Source organism: Clostridioides sp. ZZV15-6598 (genome assembly GCF_020657705.1).
GTDB classification, from domain to species: domain Bacteria; phylum Bacillota; class Clostridia; order Peptostreptococcales; family Peptostreptococcaceae; genus Clostridioides; species Clostridioides difficile_F.
Genome location: NZ_JAGWCS010000017.1, coordinates 1 through 17339, shown reverse-complemented (window position 1 = coordinate 17339; position 17339 = coordinate 1). Strand labels below are relative to the sequence as shown.

Genomic DNA, 17339 nt, shown 5'->3' with positions numbered 1-17339 from the left:
AATTAAAATATATTTGATACTTATTTACTTGATTTACAGTTATAGTTTTTTTCTATAGTTCAACAGGAAAAAATAGAATTTTTCTTTGTTCTATAAATACATCTACCTTTTCATTTATTTCATATAAATTATTGTTACTACTAGCTTTTAATACAGTTCCGTTAATATCTACATCATAGTAAATTTTATCTCCTGCATATCTCTTTCTTAATATAGTCCCTTCTCTTCTTACATCATTATTAATTGTTTTTAGAATTATACTTTCTTTTGGTATCATTAATTCTATATTATCTATATTCATATTTTTATATTTATCTAATTTAATAGAAATTATATCATTTACAAATTCTCCGTTTCTTATATTTCCTATTAAATAATTTTTTTCTCCAAATATATTTGCAACTTCTTTGCTTTTAGGATTTTCATAAAGGTTATCTGGTGTGCCGAATTGTTTAACCTCACCATTTAACATAACTGCTATTCTATCACTCATCATCAACGCTTCTTCTTTGTCGTGTGTTACTAATATCGTTGTTATCTTTAGATGTTTTTGTAATCCTAATACAAATTCTCTCATTTCATTGCGTAAATTAATATCTAAATTTGAAAATGGCTCATCTAATAACAGTACCTTTGGATTTATTGCTAAAGACCTTGCTATTGCGACACGTTGTTGTTGTCCTCCTGAGAGTTCGTTTGGATATTTATTTTCATATCCTTTTAACTTAACTAAATTTATAAGCTCACTTACTTTACTTTTTCTTATATTTTTGTTTATTTTTTTCATTTTAAGGCCAAATTCTATATTTTCATATAAAGTCATATGTGGAAATAGTAAATAATCTTGAAAAACTATTACAGTATCTCTTTTTCCTATAGGTATATCCAATACTGATTCATTATTTAAAAGTATATCTCCACAATCAGGATGTAAAATACCAGCAATTAATTTTAGAGTAGTACTTTTTCCACAAGCTGATGGGCCTAAAAGAGAAACTATTTCTCCTTCTTTTATATCCAAATTCATATTGTTTAAAACTTTTATTTTGTTAAAACTCTTACATAAATTTATAAGTTTGACTGATGACAATGCTTACACCTCCAATCGTACTAAAATAGCCTTGTATTTTGAATATGCTTATATTTCTTTTTTACATTGTATTCTATTATTATCAAGATAAATAAACTTATTATTAAAAAGAGCATACTATACAAAGATGCTATTGTCCTGTCTCCACTTTGTATATATGGAAACATAATCATTGGATAGGTTATGACACTACCTCCACCTATAAGAAGAGTCAAAAAATATTGACTAAAGGATATTATGAAAGACATACTTGATGCACCCAATATCCCTGGTAAAATCAAAGGGAAAGTCACATATCTAAATGTATTAAATTTACTTGCTCCAAGTACTTTAGCTTGTATTTCTAAATTATCACCTATTAATTTATAAACATCTGTTATTATTCGAACTGAATATGGTATGCATGGAAGTATATTTATAATAATTACTCCCAAAATATTATTGGCTAGACCTATTCTTATAAATGCTATATGTATACCCATAGCAACAGATATTAGTGGAATTATAATTGGAGACAATATCAATAGCTCACAAAACCTTTTTCCTTTAAAGTTATATAATGCTAACGCTTTGGATGCTGGTATGCTTAATAAAATAGTGATTAAGACTACAGTTATTGATATTATAATACTTCTCAGAATGATATTCAGATTACTTATATCCAAAATATATCTAAATCCTCTTAATGAAAATTCCTTAGGTAAAATATTTGGAAATGGCCATGTATTTACAACTCCCCATACTGCCAATAATATTATAGGAGCTATAATAACTACAAACATGATATTAAGAATTATATTAAATTTTTTACTCATAGATACTCCTATACATTATATTTTGATATTTTATTAAAAAATCTATCATAAATTATTAATAGTATAAAACTTATTCCAGATAATACAACATTGATACACATTGAGATTGGCCTTTGCATTAAATCTGAACTAGCATAACTCAGATATGCTTGAACTGGTAATGCTTTTGGAGTTGATGCTCCTATTAAAAAAGGAACTTCAAAAGAACCAAACGAAAAAGCAAAAATTATTATAAATGAAGAAATTATCGTGGGCATAGCAAGCGGCAACACTATATATCTAAAAGTTTGAAGTTTACTTGCACCTAAATTTATAGATACTTGTTGTAGATTATCATTTATATTTTTCAGTATATTATAAACCATTAGTGTTATATATGGTATTCCTTTCCATAGATAAACTAAAATTATCCCTATTCCATTTTTATCAGAAACCATTGGCATAAATTCAGATGAATCCTTTATTATATTGAAAAAGTAAAGTACTCTTGAAATTATGCCTGTTTGAGAAAATATTATAAATACCAACAATACAACTATTATATGTGGAACTACTAGTGGAATATTTAGAATCATATATCTAACTTTAGAAAATCTATTTTGAGATATTATGTATGCTAAAAATATCCCTATAATAACAGCTAAAATTGATGACACTAAAGAAATCTTCAAACTAAAGATAAGAGATTCTAAAAAATTAGAATCTCTAAAAATTTCTCTATAATAACTTAATGTAATTTGCTCAAGACCAATCTGAGGAAAAAATCCTAGACTTTGTGAGATGCAATTTATAATTCCTACACCCATTATAAGTATCAAGATAATAGATACAGGTGCTATTAATAAATATGGAATTGTTTTATCATTAATTATTTTACTTTTCACTTTCTAGTACCTCTTGAGTCCATATCTTTTCTATTATTGGAACTATTCCTGCTTTTAATTCTGGAACTGAATTTTTTAATACTATAGTTTCACTAAATTTCTTAACATCTTCACTTGGAATCTTTTTCATATCTAAAACAGATGTATCTCCCCAATTTTTAGTTTCTGTCTTAGAAGATTGTGCATCTATACTCATCAAGAAATCTATTAGCGCTATTGCACCTTCTTTATTTTGAGAATTATCTGGTATAGCAACAAAATGTGTGTTACTTATATTTCCTTTTTCAAATTCTATTGCTTTTGTAGATTTGCTAAATTCTCCATTTTCTATTCTTCCTAATAATACGTTTGGAGCGTAAGTCATTGTAAAATAAGTTTCATTATCTGAATACATATTATCTAACTGAGAAGATGTCGCAGGATAAGTTTTACCTTTATTCCATAAGTATGGTTTTATTTCTTTAAGATAATCCATAGCTGGTTGTATAGCTTGTTTTACTTTAGCTTCATCTTCTGGTAAGTTTTTTACTTTATCATACCCTACTATATCATATATTATATTTCTAACAAATGCACTTCCTGTAAAATCTGGTGGAGCTGGATAAGTAAATTTTCCAGGATTAGACACAATTGCTTCTTTTAGTGTTTCTGCATCAGTTATTTTTGTATTAATCTTAGATGTATCTGTTACGACTGCAAATTGAGATTTACCCCAAGGAGCTTCCATACCTTCTACTTTCACTCCAAAATCTGTAGTAATATCTTCAGAAGATGAATCAACATACTTTTCATAATTAGAAAGTTTATCTATGAAGGGCCCAAATAGTAATTTATTCTCTTTCGCTGTTTTAAAGTTTTCTCCATTTATCCAAACTACATCTATAGTACCCTTAGCATTTCCAGCTTGTTTTTCTGACAATAGTTTATTAAGAATGTTTTCTATGTCCATTCCTACTCTTTTTACAGTTATGTCATAGTCTTCTTTCATCTTTGGAATTACATAACTATCAAACCATTTATTCATTACTTCATTTCCACCATATCCATAAAAGTTAACTGTTGTACCTTTTGCAGATTTTAAAATTTCTTCATTGCTACTTTTTAATATGTCTTTTTGAGGCTCTTCTTTTTTATCGTTATTTGAGCATCCCACCAATCCAAATACAAGTCCTAAACATAATAATATTGTTAATATCCTTTTTTTCATTTTTTCCCCTCTCTGAAATTAATTCATAATATTTTTTTTGCTTCTAATAGTCTTTGAACTGCTGTAAATAAAACTACTATAGAAAATAGATTTGCTATCATTCCGATATAACTTTGAAATAAAATCATCAAAGTAAAAAGTATAAATCCCTCACTTCTTTCAGCAACACCAGCTTGATAATAAAATGATTTCATGCCTTTTTTATCAGTTAAAGCGCCAACAGTTAAAAATATAGTCATTGACATAAGAATACTACTTAAAAGAACCATTAAATTTAATCTTACATCAATCATCTTCAAGCCAAATACTAAAATCATACTTATTTCTACTACTCTATCAAAAGTAATATCCATTAATGTGCCAAATAAGGATGTTTTATTACTACTTCTAGCCATATCACCATCTACAGCATCTAGGTATCCTGAAATCCATAATGTAATTATTGCTAGCACTCTCATATCGAGATATATAAATAAAGACGTAGATATTCCAACTATAAGTGCTATTATTGTTACGTTATTTGGGGTTAATTTAAGTTTTAAAAAGAACTTTGCTCCTTTACTTATAAATGGTTCTACATATTTCCTTGCATGTGTATCTAACATATCATTTCCTTTCATTAGCTTATATACTTTTTATGTGCATTTATTAAGTTTCTATATTCATCTTCTTTGCTAATGCTATTCCTTTATACCTTGTACTCCATTTTTTAATAGATGATGTTTTTTTCTGAGTTAATTTATTTTTGTTTATAACATCACCATCAAAAATAAAATCTAATACATGTAGTACTTTTTTATCTGCCATTAACATAGACTCACAACAAGATTGACAGTATGAGATTACGTAATCTGTTTTTTCATTATTTACTCTGTTTTTGGTCTGGTTTATAGCAACTTCATTATTAGTAACCCTTACCATCCCTCCAGAGCCACAACACTCTGTGTTTTCTCTATTTTTTTCAAATTCAATTATTTTTATTCCCATAAAACCTAGTATTTCTCTGACTGATTCATGTATATTATGTTCATTTCTTATAGGGCATGGGTCATGTAATAAAAATTCCTGATTTAAATCATCATAATGATTTTTTAGATTTTCTGGAAGTCCATATTCTTTTATCACCTCCCATATTGAAATCACTTTTATATCACTATTATTTCTTATGGTATTAAAACAATTTGGACAAGCTACGATTACTTCGTCTATATCATTTTCTCTAAATAGCTTGTCTATTTTAGAATAATATTCATCAAATTTATTTGTATCTCCCATAGACAAAGTTGGCTTGCCACAACATTCAAAAACTAAGGATATATTTTCTATATGGTTTTCTAAATATTTATATGTTTCTAATACTAAGTCGCTACTATAGCTAGAAAGGCTACATCCTGGGAAAAAAATCTTTTTAGTGTTTTTTTTAATAAATTGTTTTGAGAATAATGAAGAGAAACTATTAGTTTGATGGAATTTTATTGTTTTATATCCTATATCATTTAGTTCTTTTTGATTGTCATGGAATATTTCTTTCCTTACATCAAAAAACATTTCTTTTAAATCTATATCTTTTGGACACTCCACCTTGCAAATTCCACATAACATGCAAGAATATGGCATATTTTTATTTATTGATTTATTTTGTAAAATATCTATCATAAGTTCTCTTGGTGAGTCTCCAAATTCTTTCATCATCGGGCATACCTTAAAACATTTTTTGCAATTTATACAATCATCGTTATTTTTTTCGATTTTTTTTAATGTCTCTAGTTTTAGCTTTACTTCTTTTATACAAATACACCTCCAAATTGATTAATAGCTTTTTTCTATAATAAAAAACTCATTCTATAAAATTATAACAAATAGAATGAGTTTTTTCTAATAGATATTATCTATGCAATTTTTAATATATTTTTATTCAACTGTTACTGATTTAGCTAAGTTTCTTGGTTTATCTACATCACAACCTCTTAGTACAGAAACGTGATAAGCAAGTAATTGCATTGGTACAACTGCTAATATTGGTGATAAAATATCATCTGAGTTTGGTATATAGATTATTTTTTCAGCAGCTTTTTCAACGTCTTTGTTATGACTTTGAGCAATTGCTACAACATAAGCTCCTCTTGCTCTTACTTCTTCCATATTAGAAACCATTTTTTCAAATAATTTTTCTTGAGTAGCTATAGCAATTACAGGAGTTCCTTTTTCTATTAATGCTATTGTTCCATGTTTTAATTCTCCTGCTGCAAAAGCTTCTGCATGTATATATGATATTTCTTTTAATTTTAATGAACCTTCCATTGCTAAACTATAATCTATACCTCTTCCTAAATAGAAAGCATGGTCAGAGCTAACAACTGTTTTAGCAACTTCTTTTATATATTCTTCATTGTCTAATATTTCTTGTATTTTTGATGGTATTTCTTTCATCTTAGAAATCATATCATCATAAAACTCTCTAGTTATTGTTCCTTTTTTAATAGCAAAATCTAAAGCTATCATATATAAAGAAGTTATTTGAGTTGTATATGCCTTAGTTGATGCAACAGCTACTTCAGGACCTGCCCAAGTATAGAAAACATCATCTGATTCTCTTGCTATAGATGAACCTACAACATTAGTTATTGAAAGTATTCTTGCTCCTTTAGCTTTTGAATCTCTTAATACTGCTAAAGTATCTGCTGTTTCACCAGATTGGCTAACTAATATTACTAATGAATTTTCATCTACAAATGGGTCACTATATCTAAATTCTGATGCTATATCAGTTATTACTGGTATATTTACAAACTTTTCTATAGCATACTTACCAAGTAATCCAGCATTATATGCTGTTCCACAAGCTACTATATAAACTTTATTTATTTTATCTAAATCTTCTTTAGAAATATTTATACTATCTAAAATTATATTTCCATTATCATCAAGTCTTCTCTCTAGAGTTTCTCTAACTCCTGTTGGTTGCTCATGTATTTCTTTTGACATAAAGTAGTCATATCCACCTTTAGATGCAGCTTCTACATCCCAAGTTACATGGAATACTTCTTTTTCTACAACATTTCTATTAGAATCATAAATTGTTACACTTTCATCTTTTAGGTGAACTATCTCTCCATTTTCTAAGAAATAAACATCTCTAGTATATTTTAATAAAGCAGGTATATCTGATGCTATAAAGTTTTCACCTTCACCCACACCAACTACAAGAGGACTATCTTTTCTTACTGCAACTAATTCATTTCCATGATCTTTACATATAACACCTAATGCATAAGCTCCTCTTAATTTTGATATAGTTTTATATACCGCGTCTAACAAGTTACCTTCATAGTATTTATCTACTAAATGTGCTATTACTTCTGTATCTGTTTGAGATTCAAATTTAACACCTTCAGAAATTAATTCTTCTTTGATTTCCATATAATTTTCTATTATCCCATTATGAACAACTGCTATTGTTTTAGCTTGATTAAAATGAGGATGTGAGTTTACATCAGATGGTTCTCCATGAGTTGCCCATCTTGTATGTCCTATTCCCAAATTTCCATCAATAGGATTTTTTTCTAAATCTTCTGCAAGCACAGAAAGTCTACCTTTAAACTTTCTAATATTAAGTTCATCACAATTAGAACCATTAACTGCTACTCCTGCTGAGTCATAACCTCTGTACTCTAGCTTAGAAAGCCCTTCTACGATAACTTCTGCTGCCTTTCTACTTCCTAAATATCCAACTATTCCACACATTATTTGTGTCCTCCTAAAAATATTATTTATATATTTTAAGAGTTAGGTCATATAAGTTTACTTTGGCTTCCCTTTGTCCATAAGATTACTCCTATTATTTAAAGAAGTCTTTCGATGGTAAACACACCGCAGAGCATCCGCCGACAATTCGATTAACTCTGACCTCGTCAACTTAGTTCCAATAATACTTAATTCTTGTGTCTATAACTAAGTTCTGGCGCTTAGAAAGGTGTCCCCAGTGTTTATATCTGAGAATACCCTTATAAATTACGATAATTTTTCTTGTATAAGATTAGCTAAATTTGTTGCTAATTCTTTTATTTGACCTTCCTCTTTACCCTCTAACATAACTCTAACTAATGGTTCAGTTCCTGATGGTCTTATTAAGACTCTACCATTTCCATCTAAAATAGATTCTATTCTTTCTATTTCAGTTTTTATTTCTGGATATTCCATATATTTGGTTTTATTTTCATTTTTTATTGTTGCATTCACTAATACTTGTGGATATTGACTCATTATTGATGCAAGTTCTGATAAAGGTTTCTTTTCTTGCAATATTATATTTGCAAGTATTAAAGAACTAAGAACTCCATCTCCTGTAGTATTGTAATCTAAGAATATCATGTGTCCAGATTGCTCTCCACCAAGATTATATCCATTTTTAACCATATCTTCTAAAACATATCTATCTCCAACTGCTGTAGTAGATAATTTTATTCCATTTTCTTTTGCAGCTATTGTTAATCCTATATTACTCATAACTGTAACTACTAAAGTATCTTGTGCTAATTTATTATTTTTCTTTAAATTTAAAGCACTCAATATCATTATATGGTCTCCATCAACAATTTGACCCTCTTCATTTACTGCAATTAATCTATCAGCATCTCCATCATATGCAAGACCTAAGTCAGCATTATGTTCCAAAACAGCCTTTTGAAGTTGTTCTGGATGTGTAGATCCACATTTATAATTTATATTATTTCCATCTGGTGAACTATTTATTGAAATTACACTTGCTCCTAACTCATCAAATACTATTGGTGCTACTTTATATGATGCACCATTAGCACAATCTAAGACCACTTTTAATCCTCTAAAATCAGTGTTAATTATTGATTTTAAATAATCTACATAGTCTCTTTGTGCATAATGCTCATGTAATTTTCTTCCTACATTTTCACCAACTGGCATACAATCTACTTTTTCTATATCATCTATATATTCTTCTATCTTTAACTCTATTTCATCATCCAATTTATATCCATTTTTATTAAAGAATTTAATTCCATTATATTCAACAGGATTATGAGATGCAGATATAACCACACCACAATCAGCACCATATTTTCTAGTTAAATATGCAACTGCAGGGGTTGGTATTATTCCAACAGTAATAACATCACATCCAACAGACATAAGACCTGCTATTAAAGATGCCTCCAGCATATCTCCTGATATTCTAGTATCTTTACCTACTACTACTTTTACTCTATGGTCTCCTTGAGCTAAAACAAATCCACCAGCTCTACCAAGTCTATATGCTAAGTCACATGTCAATTCTGTATTTGCTACGCCTCTAACTCCATCTGTTCCAAAATACTTTCTCACTAAATATTCTCCTTTCATAATTGAAAAGCTTGTAATTTGTATTATATTTTTATAATTCATAAAATACTATTATATTCTTAATTTCAGTCATAAAAATATTTTAATACTTCTCAGCAAAAAAGACAATAGAAATAATTCTATTGTCTTTTTTTTGACATCTTTTTTCTTTATTAGTTAGTTGCTCCACAACATGCAGCATCCATACCTTTTTGTAAAGCTTCTCTGTTTAATGGAACAAATTTTTCTTTTCTAGGTCCAAAAACTTTTTTAAATGCTTCTAATACAGATTCTATATCCACTGTATCAGCTACTTTTAAGTAAGCTCCTAGCATTATCATATTAGCAACTTTATCATTACCTAATTCAACAGCTAATTCATTTGCTGGGATGTAATAAACATCTACATCTGTTCTTTCAACTTTTTCTTTTATTAAAGAGCTATTTACTATTATTTTTCCACCAGGTACAACGTCATTTTTAAATTTTTCAAATGCTGGTATATTTAATAATATAGCTGCAGTTGCATCATCTGTTATAAGTGGAGAACCAACTGGTTCACTAGATACAGTTACTGCACAGTTTGCTGTACCTCCACGCATTTCTGGTCCATAAGATGGTAACCAAGAAACTTCTTTTCCTTCTAACATTCCTGCATAAGTAAGTAATTGTCCCATAGACATAACACCTTGGCCTCCGAAGCCTGCACATATTACTCTAGCTGTAGACATTTACTTCACCTCCTCAACTTCAACATTTTTGAAATTTCCTAATGGATAGTATGGTATCATATTGTCTCTTAACCATTGTAAAGCATCATTTGGAGCTAGTCCCCAGTTTGTAGGACAAGTAGATAATACTTCTACTATTCCAAATCCTAATCCTGCTTGTTGAACTTGGAATGCTTTCTTTATAGCTTTTTTAGCTTGTCTAACATGAGCTGGAGTATCAACTGCTACTCTTTCTACGAATACAGCTCCTGTTAATGTAGCTAACATTTCACTTACTCTTATTGGATAACCTTGAGTTTCAGGATTTCTTCCTGATTGAGCAGTAGTAGCTCTTTGTCCAACTAATGTAGTTGGAGCCATTTGTCCACCAGTCATACCATATGTTGTATTGTTTACAAATATAGTAGTTATTTTTTCTCCTCTAGCAGCTGCATGAACTATCTCAGCAGTACCGATTGAAGCTAAGTCTCCATCACCTTGATAAGTGAATACTGTGTTTTCAGGATGAACTCTTTTTATTCCTGTAGCAGCAGCTGGTGCTCTACCATGAGCTGCTTCTTGAGTGTCACAGTTAAAATATTTATATCCTAAAACTGAACATCCAACTGGAACAACACCTACAGCATCACCTAATACTCCTAATTCTTCTAATACTTCACCAACTAATCTATGGATTATACCATGTGTACATCCTGGACAGTAGTGAGTTTGAGTATCTTGTAACCCTTGAGTTTTCTTAAATACAACAGCCATTATCTAGCACCTCCTGCAACCAATTCTCCGGCAATAATTTTTTTAGCTTTTTCAACTATTTCTGCTGGTGTTGGAGTCATTCCTCCTGGTCTTCCATGGAAGTAAACTGGTAATTTACCTTCTACTGCCATTTTTACATCTTCCACCATTTGTCCCATACTCATTTCAACAGTTAATATGTTTCTAGCACTAGGGATTTGGTCAAATGCTTCAAATGGGAATGGCCATAATACTTTAGGTCTTATAAGACCTGCTTTTATTCCTTCTTCTCTTAATATATCAATTGCACTTTTCACTATTCTTGAAGTAGTTCCATAAGCTGCAAATATAAATTCAGCGTCTTCTGTTTTGTACATTTCATATTGTACTTCATTCTTTTCCATTTCATTGAATTTAGCTTCTAAGTGCCAACAGTGATCTTCTAATACTTCTGGCTCTAAGTATAAAGAGTTTATTACATTAGGTACTCTTTTTCCTTTAGTTCCAACAGTTGCCCAATCTTTAGGAGGCAATTCTCTTTTCTTTTCAGGAGCTTTGAATTCAACTGGCTCCATCATTTGACCTATCATACCATCTGCAACTACCATAACAGGTGATCTGTAGTAATCTGCAACATCAAAAGCTTCCATTATCATATCAACAGCTTCTTGAACTGTAGCTGGTGCGAATACTGGAGTTCTGTAGTCTCCGTTTCCTCCACCTCTTGTAGACATAAAGTAGTCAGCTTGTGAAGGTTGTATACTTCCAAGTCCTGGACCACCTCTCATTACGTTAAGTACAACACAAGGAACTTCTGCTCCTACTGCATATGTTATACCTTCTTGTTTTAAAGCAACTCCTGGTGAAGATGAAGAAGTCATAACTCTTGCTCCTGCACCTGCTCCACCATAAACCATGTTTATTGCAGAAACTTCTGATTCAGCTTGAACGAACGCTCCACCTATTTTAGGTAACTCTCTTGATAAATATTCTGGTAATTCACTTTGTGGAGTTATTGGGTAACCGAAGAAATATTTGCAACCAGCTTCTATAGCTGCTTTTCCAAATGCTTCGTTACCTTTCATAAGTATCTTAGCCATTAAAATTCCCCCTTAAATATTAATTTAAATTAATCTCTTTCTACTGTTATAACTACATCTGGACACATAGTCGCACAACTTGCACATCCTATGCATTTTTCCATTTCAGAAACAGTTGCTGGGTTATACCCTTTTTTGTTTATTGTGTTTGAGTCTAATTGTATGATTTTTACTGGACATGCTTCAACACATAATCCACAACCTTTACAACGTTCTTGATTAAAAGATACTTTTCCTTTAGCCATTTACCTAAGCCTCCTTAAACTTTCTATATATTTGAGCTCAAACTACATCCAGTCTTCTCTCATATATAATTTTATTGGAAAAATTTCTCCCTCTAAATCTTTTGGTAATTGTTCAACAAGATTTTCTAAGCATGCAACATATCTTATAGGTATATTACATTCCTTAGAAACTTCTTCTGCAACTTTTTGACCTCTTAAAACGTCATCAATAGTAGTAAATCTAATAAGATGAGTATTATTAATTAGACCTGTTACCTTTAATTTAGAAGATTTTTCTATTTCCTTTATATATTGGATAACTTCTTCAGAAGTTTGAGTTTTCTCCCTATTTGCATTTATTACAAAAAGCATGTCATAGTCGCCTTCTTTTAATAAATGACTAAATCTTCCTATGACTCTAGCACCTACATTATCTCCACCTAAGTCTATAACAGAATTGTATGAATGATCAACCATAGGTGACATTACTTCTGCTGATACTGCTGGTAAATCTAATGTTGGAGCATTAATTGAACTATCTATTGGTTGTATACCTAAAGATTTCATTAGCTCTTTCTTTTCTCTAGTTCTAAAGTATACATTCACCACATCCAAATCAGCTATAGCAACTTTGCCAGAAACCATATCTCTTAATTTAACAACATAGTTCATCGCAAATTCACTTTTACCACTTCCATAGTGACCTGTTATGATTCTTATTCTTTTATCATTAGTTATCATAAACTTGAGCCTCTTCTTCACCAGTTAAAACTCTAAGTCCACCTTGAGCTAATGCAATCATTTCATCTTCACCTGGATAAACTTTTACATCTGCTATAAATTTAACTCCATCTGCAATCATATCTGTAAACATTTTTGAATATGCGATTCCACCAGTTAATAATATTGCTTTTACATCTCCCTTAAGAACTGCTGCATTAGCTCCTATTTCTTTAGAGATTTGATATGCCATAGCTTCGTATACTAATTTAGCTTTTCCATCACCAGCTTCAATTCTTTCTTCAACTTCTCTAGCATCATTAGTATTTAAGTATGCAACTAATCCACCATTACCTTTTATTTTCTTTTTAATTTCATCTTGAGTATATTCTCCACTGAAGCACATTTTTACTAATGCTCCTACTGGTAATCCACCACTTCTTTCTGGAGAGAAAGGTCCTTCTCCATCTAATGCGTTTGCAACATCTACTATTCTACCATTTTTATGAGCTCCAACAGAAACTCCTCCACCCATATGTGCAACTATAAGATTTATATCTTCATATTTTGTGTTTATCTCTTTAGCATATCTTCTTGCTATTGCCTTTTGATTTAAAGCATGTACTACACTTGCTCTACTTATTTCAGGCATACCAGAAATTCTAGCAACATCTTCTAGTTCATCCACAACAACTGGGTCTACTATGTATGAAGGAACATTAACTTCATCACCTATTTGTTTTGCTATTATACCACCTAAGTTTGAAGCATGCTCTCCTAAAACTCCTACTTTTAAATCTTCTATCATAACATCACTTACTGAATAAGTTCCACCTTTTATAGGCTTAAGAAGACCTCCTCTACCTACTACAGCATCTAAATCAGATGTTTTTACTCCACCTTCTTTTAATGCTTCTTCTATTACTTGTTTACGAAATTCAAATTGGTCTGAAACCTTCTCATATTTTCCTATTTCTTCAGAAGAGTGTCTTAGTGTTTTTTCAAATACTAAATCCTCATTATCAAATACAGCTATTTTAGTTGATGTCGAACCAGGATTTATTGTTAAGATTTTAAATATTTTGCTCATTTGCCTATTTCCCCCTTAAATTTAAGCCTTTGCTGCCATTAAAACGCCCAAAGCTATTGAGTTAAGTTTAGTTTCTTCACTATCTGCTCTAGAAGTTAATATTATTGGTGCTTTAGCTCCAACTATAACTCCTGCATTTTTTGATTTTGAGAAAAATACTAAAGCTTTATATAATATATTACCACCTTCGATGTCTGGAGCCAATAATATATCAGCTCTTCCTGCTACAGGATGATCTATACCTTTATGTTTAGCTGCTTCTAAAGACACTGCATTATCTATTGCAAAAGGTCCACCAACCATACAACCTTTGATTTCTCCTCTTTCATACATTTCTTCAAGTTCTTTAGCCTCAACTGTATCTTTCATTTTTGGATTTACTTTTTCTTTTGCGCATATTGCAGCAACTTTTGGTTCGCTTATATCTAATGAATGTGCTACTGTGCAAGCATTTTCTATGATTTGCTTTTTAGTATTTGTATCAGGAGCTAAGTTCATAGCTGCATCAGTTACGAAAAATAATCTGTCATACCCCTCTACATCAAATACTGCTACGTGGCTTAATACATTACCAGTTCTAAGACCTACTTCTTTGTTTAAAACTGCTTTTAGTATTATTGATGTGTCTACTAAGCCTTTCATTACCATATCGGCTTTTCCTTGTGAAACTAATTCAACAGATTTTAGAGATGCTTCTGCTAAATCTTTTATATCTATTACTTCATAATTTTCGATATCCATGTCTATGCTTTTTGCAATTTCTTTAGTCTTTTCTATATCACCTATTAAAATGGCATTTGCTATTTTTTCTTTTCTAGCCATTTCAACTGCCATTAAAACTTCTTTATCTTGACAACATGCTACTGATATAGTTTTAGGTCCTCTTTCTTTTGCAAACTTAATTACTTCTTCAAAACTTCTCATGCATTTCCACCTCATCTTGAATTTTTTGAAATAGAACTTTTATATCTCAATTAAATTATAACTCGTTCAGCAACGTTTTCCTAGGGATAATTGAAATATTTAATTCAAAAATATTTATTTAAATCTATTTATCAGTCTTTTTTCATATATCTAACACTTTTTAGATTTAACAAATATCTCATTGTCCTTATTTTATAATATAACTAAAATAAACAAGATGCAACAAAAACATAAAATTAACAAACTTAATTTTATGGATTTTTTTGTCGCATCTTGTAACAACTAAATATTCAAAATATTTGTTCATTCCACTTCAACAATATTAGGTTCTATATTTGTTTTTTTAAATTGATATGTTGTTTCATATTTTATTTTATATTTACCATTTTCAGTAGGTGCTTCTGATAAATCGATATATAACGAAATATCTTTTTTATTTAGCTTACTTAAATCTTCTGTTGATTCTACAACAACTTGAATATCTCCAGTAGAAATTATACTCGGATTGTCCATATTTGCTGGAATATTTCTTAACATAATATCTTCTGGACTATATACAAACTCAGCACTTAATTGTTTTGTTTCATTTAGCTTTATAGTTATAGAGCTGTCATCAATAGTTATTCCTTCTGGAATCTCTAGACTCACTTCTTTTTCTTCTCCATTAGCTAAATCAACTAAATCAACAGGTTTTGTCTTAATATAATTTATTTTGTCTATATTTTCTTTTTTACCTTTTATTGTAACTTCATCTTTACTTAATTTATAATTTTTCAATGTATTATTATCTTGATTATTATCCTTTAAATCTACTCTTATTGGTACAGTTTTTTCTTTTAATAATTCTACACTTGCTGTTACAGAATTTGAACTTAATGTCACACCTTCAACCTTAGTTCCATCACTATTTAAAGGTATTAAATCCAATTTTTTAGAGAAATCTTCTGTCTCATTACCCACATTTAGATTAGCTCTTACATTTTTAACTTCTTTAACTAAACTCATCGGTCCTGATATATCGACATAATTTTTACTCAATTCAATCTTATCTATATTTCTCTTTGAATTCCCACTTACTTCTACCTTTATATCTCTTTTTTCTTTTATATTTTTCTCAAGATTTACTATTAAAACATCATGCTTAAATTCTAAAGTAACACCTTGAGGAATATTTGCTTTTAAATATACTTCTTTCTTGCCTTGTATTGGATCTTCAACAGTTCCATATACATGTATATCTTCTTTTTTAACTTTTTGTACCTTTGATAAACTACCTTTTATATACACATCTGCTGTTAATTTTTCGTCTGGATATATAACAAGATTTTTATCATTTAAATCACTCATATTACTTATAGATACAGGTATATCTTCAAACCCTCTAGTTTCTTCAGGGTCAACTACAGCCATAACATACATCCATAAGGCAATTGCACTTAAAAATGATATTATTTTTATTTTGGTATTATTTTTTAGTCTATTTATCATTTAAATATACCACCTTTGAAAAAACTTCTTGTTTCTGTATTCGTTTTTAGATTACTACGTAATATATTCATCATTCTTTCTCTAGAAATATCTCTATATAACTTACCCGCTTTAGCGATTGATACGCCTCCAGTTTCCTCTGATACAATTAGTGTTATACAGTCAGAGACTTCACTTACACCTATTCCAGCTCTATGTCTAGTACCTAAATCTTTGCTTAAATCCTTACTCTCCGTCAACGGCAAGAAACATGCAGCCGCCTTTACCTTAGAATCTCTAATTACAACAGCTCCATCATGTAATGGTGTATTTGGTATAAATATATTTATCAATAATTGCCTAGAAATTTCAGCATCAATTATAGTTCCTGTATTTATTATATCACTTATTCTGGTTTCTCTCTCCATTATGATAAGAGCTCCTATTTTTTGTCTAGAAAGTGAATATAAAGCTTCTACAATCTCTTCTATAGTTCTATTAAGAGTTTCCTCTGAAGTATTTACATTTTTTCCAAATAAATTAAACTTTGCTCTTCCTATATGTTCAAGTCCTGCTCTAAATTCTGGCTGAAAAATTATAAGAGCTGCTATAACTCCATAATCCAGGGCCTTAAGAGATATCCAATAAACGGTATGCAATTTAAAAGTGTTACTAAGTTGAGTTGCTAGCAAAAGAAATATTATACCTTTAAATACTTGTTCTGCTCTTGTGTCTTTTATAAACATAAATATTTTGTAAAAAATATATGCTACTATGGATATGTCAATTAAATCATATATACTCATTCTTAATATTATATTAAAAAATTCATTTAAAAAAGAATTTATATCTAACACAGTTTTATCCTCCTGTTCGATAACTTCTTAATTATTTACACTATGTATTATACTATATAAATCTAACTCTATACAAACTATTTAACTTTTGTGTAAATAATTCTATTTTTATAGCTTGAGATTGTTAAATAATCTCTAAATAC

General features: G+C 29.8%; 17 protein-coding genes. All 17 read right to left on the bottom strand.

The genetic code is table 11. The annotated features are described in order from the left end of the window. Positions 1-52: 52 nt before the first annotated feature. The 17 genes from KGF50_RS05265 to cdaA all read right to left on the bottom strand — a co-directional run bounded on the left by KGF50_RS05265 (position 53) and on the right by cdaA (position 17196). Positions 53-1090 (bottom strand): ABC transporter ATP-binding protein, encoded by a 1038-nt coding sequence (locus KGF50_RS05265; RefSeq protein WP_227847120.1) that lies wholly within the window; start codon positions 1088-1090, stop codon positions 53-55. 20 nt (positions 1091-1110) lie between these two features. After that, complete coding sequence (locus tag KGF50_RS05260) at positions 1111-1905, bottom strand: ABC transporter permease subunit (protein WP_227847119.1); 795 nt, start codon at positions 1903-1905, stop codon at positions 1111-1113. Positions 1906-1913: 8 nt separating this feature from the next. Next, positions 1914-2789 (bottom strand): ABC transporter permease subunit, encoded by an 876-nt coding sequence (locus tag KGF50_RS05255; RefSeq protein WP_227847118.1) that lies wholly within the window; start codon positions 2787-2789, stop codon positions 1914-1916. Continuing rightward, complete coding sequence (locus tag KGF50_RS05250; RefSeq protein ID WP_227847117.1) at positions 2779-3996, bottom strand: ABC transporter substrate-binding protein; 1218 nt, start codon at positions 3994-3996, stop codon at positions 2779-2781. The genes KGF50_RS05255 and KGF50_RS05250 overlap by 11 nt, the downstream gene beginning before the upstream one ends. A gap of 23 nt (positions 3997-4019) precedes the next feature. Further along, positions 4020-4616: a CDP-alcohol phosphatidyltransferase family protein gene (locus tag KGF50_RS05245; RefSeq protein WP_227847116.1), complete on the bottom strand. Its 597-nt coding sequence runs from the start codon at positions 4614-4616 to the stop codon at positions 4020-4022. Between the two features lie 28 nt (positions 4617-4644). Next, positions 4645-5721, bottom strand: coding sequence for a (Fe-S)-binding protein (locus KGF50_RS05240; RefSeq protein ID WP_413926792.1), 1077 nt, complete (start codon positions 5719-5721; stop codon positions 4645-4647). A 186-nt stretch (positions 5722-5907) separates the two neighbouring features. Next, on the bottom strand, positions 5908-7740 hold the full coding sequence (glmS, locus tag KGF50_RS05235) for a glutamine--fructose-6-phosphate transaminase (isomerizing) (protein WP_227847115.1): 1833 nt from the start codon (positions 7738-7740) through the stop codon (positions 5908-5910). Between the two features lie 267 nt (positions 7741-8007). Next, a complete protein-coding gene (glmM, locus tag KGF50_RS05230; protein WP_227847114.1) occupies positions 8008-9354 on the bottom strand; it encodes a phosphoglucosamine mutase in 1347 nt (448 codons plus the stop codon). Positions 9355-9524: 170 nt separating this feature from the next. Further along, complete coding sequence (locus KGF50_RS05225; RefSeq protein WP_227847113.1) at positions 9525-10082, bottom strand: 2-oxoacid:acceptor oxidoreductase family protein; 558 nt, start codon at positions 10080-10082, stop codon at positions 9525-9527. Beyond that, on the bottom strand, positions 10083-10835 hold the full coding sequence (locus KGF50_RS05220) for a thiamine pyrophosphate-dependent enzyme (protein ID WP_227847112.1): 753 nt from the start codon (positions 10833-10835) through the stop codon (positions 10083-10085). It lies immediately after the preceding gene. Continuing rightward, positions 10835-11914: a 3-methyl-2-oxobutanoate dehydrogenase subunit VorB gene (locus KGF50_RS05215; protein WP_227434529.1), complete on the bottom strand. Its 1080-nt coding sequence runs from the start codon at positions 11912-11914 to the stop codon at positions 10835-10837. Before KGF50_RS05215 ends, KGF50_RS05220 begins: the two co-directional genes overlap by 1 nt. Before the next feature lie 29 nt (positions 11915-11943). Beyond that, positions 11944-12159: a 4Fe-4S binding protein gene (locus KGF50_RS05210; protein WP_227434528.1), complete on the bottom strand. Its 216-nt coding sequence runs from the start codon at positions 12157-12159 to the stop codon at positions 11944-11946. A 42-nt stretch (positions 12160-12201) separates the two neighbouring features. Further along, positions 12202-12879 carry an ATP-binding protein gene (locus KGF50_RS05205; RefSeq protein WP_227434527.1) on the bottom strand — a complete coding sequence of 226 codons (678 nt, stop codon included), beginning with the start codon at positions 12877-12879 and terminating at the stop codon, positions 12202-12204. Further along, entirely contained in the window at positions 12869-13948 is a 1080-nt protein-coding gene (gene buk / locus KGF50_RS05200; protein ID WP_227847111.1) for a butyrate kinase, read from the bottom strand. The genes KGF50_RS05205 and buk overlap by 11 nt, the downstream gene beginning before the upstream one ends. A 21-nt stretch (positions 13949-13969) precedes the next feature. After that, the gene (gene ptb / locus KGF50_RS05195; protein ID WP_227434525.1) at positions 13970-14872 is read right to left on the bottom strand and encodes a phosphate butyryltransferase; all 903 of its coding nucleotides are present in this window, start codon (positions 14870-14872) and stop codon (positions 13970-13972) included. Between the two features lie 303 nt (positions 14873-15175). Then, a complete protein-coding gene (locus tag KGF50_RS05190; RefSeq protein WP_227847110.1) occupies positions 15176-16360 on the bottom strand; it encodes a CdaR family protein in 1185 nt (394 codons plus the stop codon). Next, the gene (gene cdaA, locus KGF50_RS05185; RefSeq protein WP_227434523.1) at positions 16357-17196 is read right to left on the bottom strand and encodes a diadenylate cyclase CdaA; all 840 of its coding nucleotides are present in this window, start codon (positions 17194-17196) and stop codon (positions 16357-16359) included. The genes KGF50_RS05190 and cdaA overlap by 4 nt, the downstream gene beginning before the upstream one ends. Between the last annotated feature and the right edge of the window lie 143 nt (positions 17197-17339).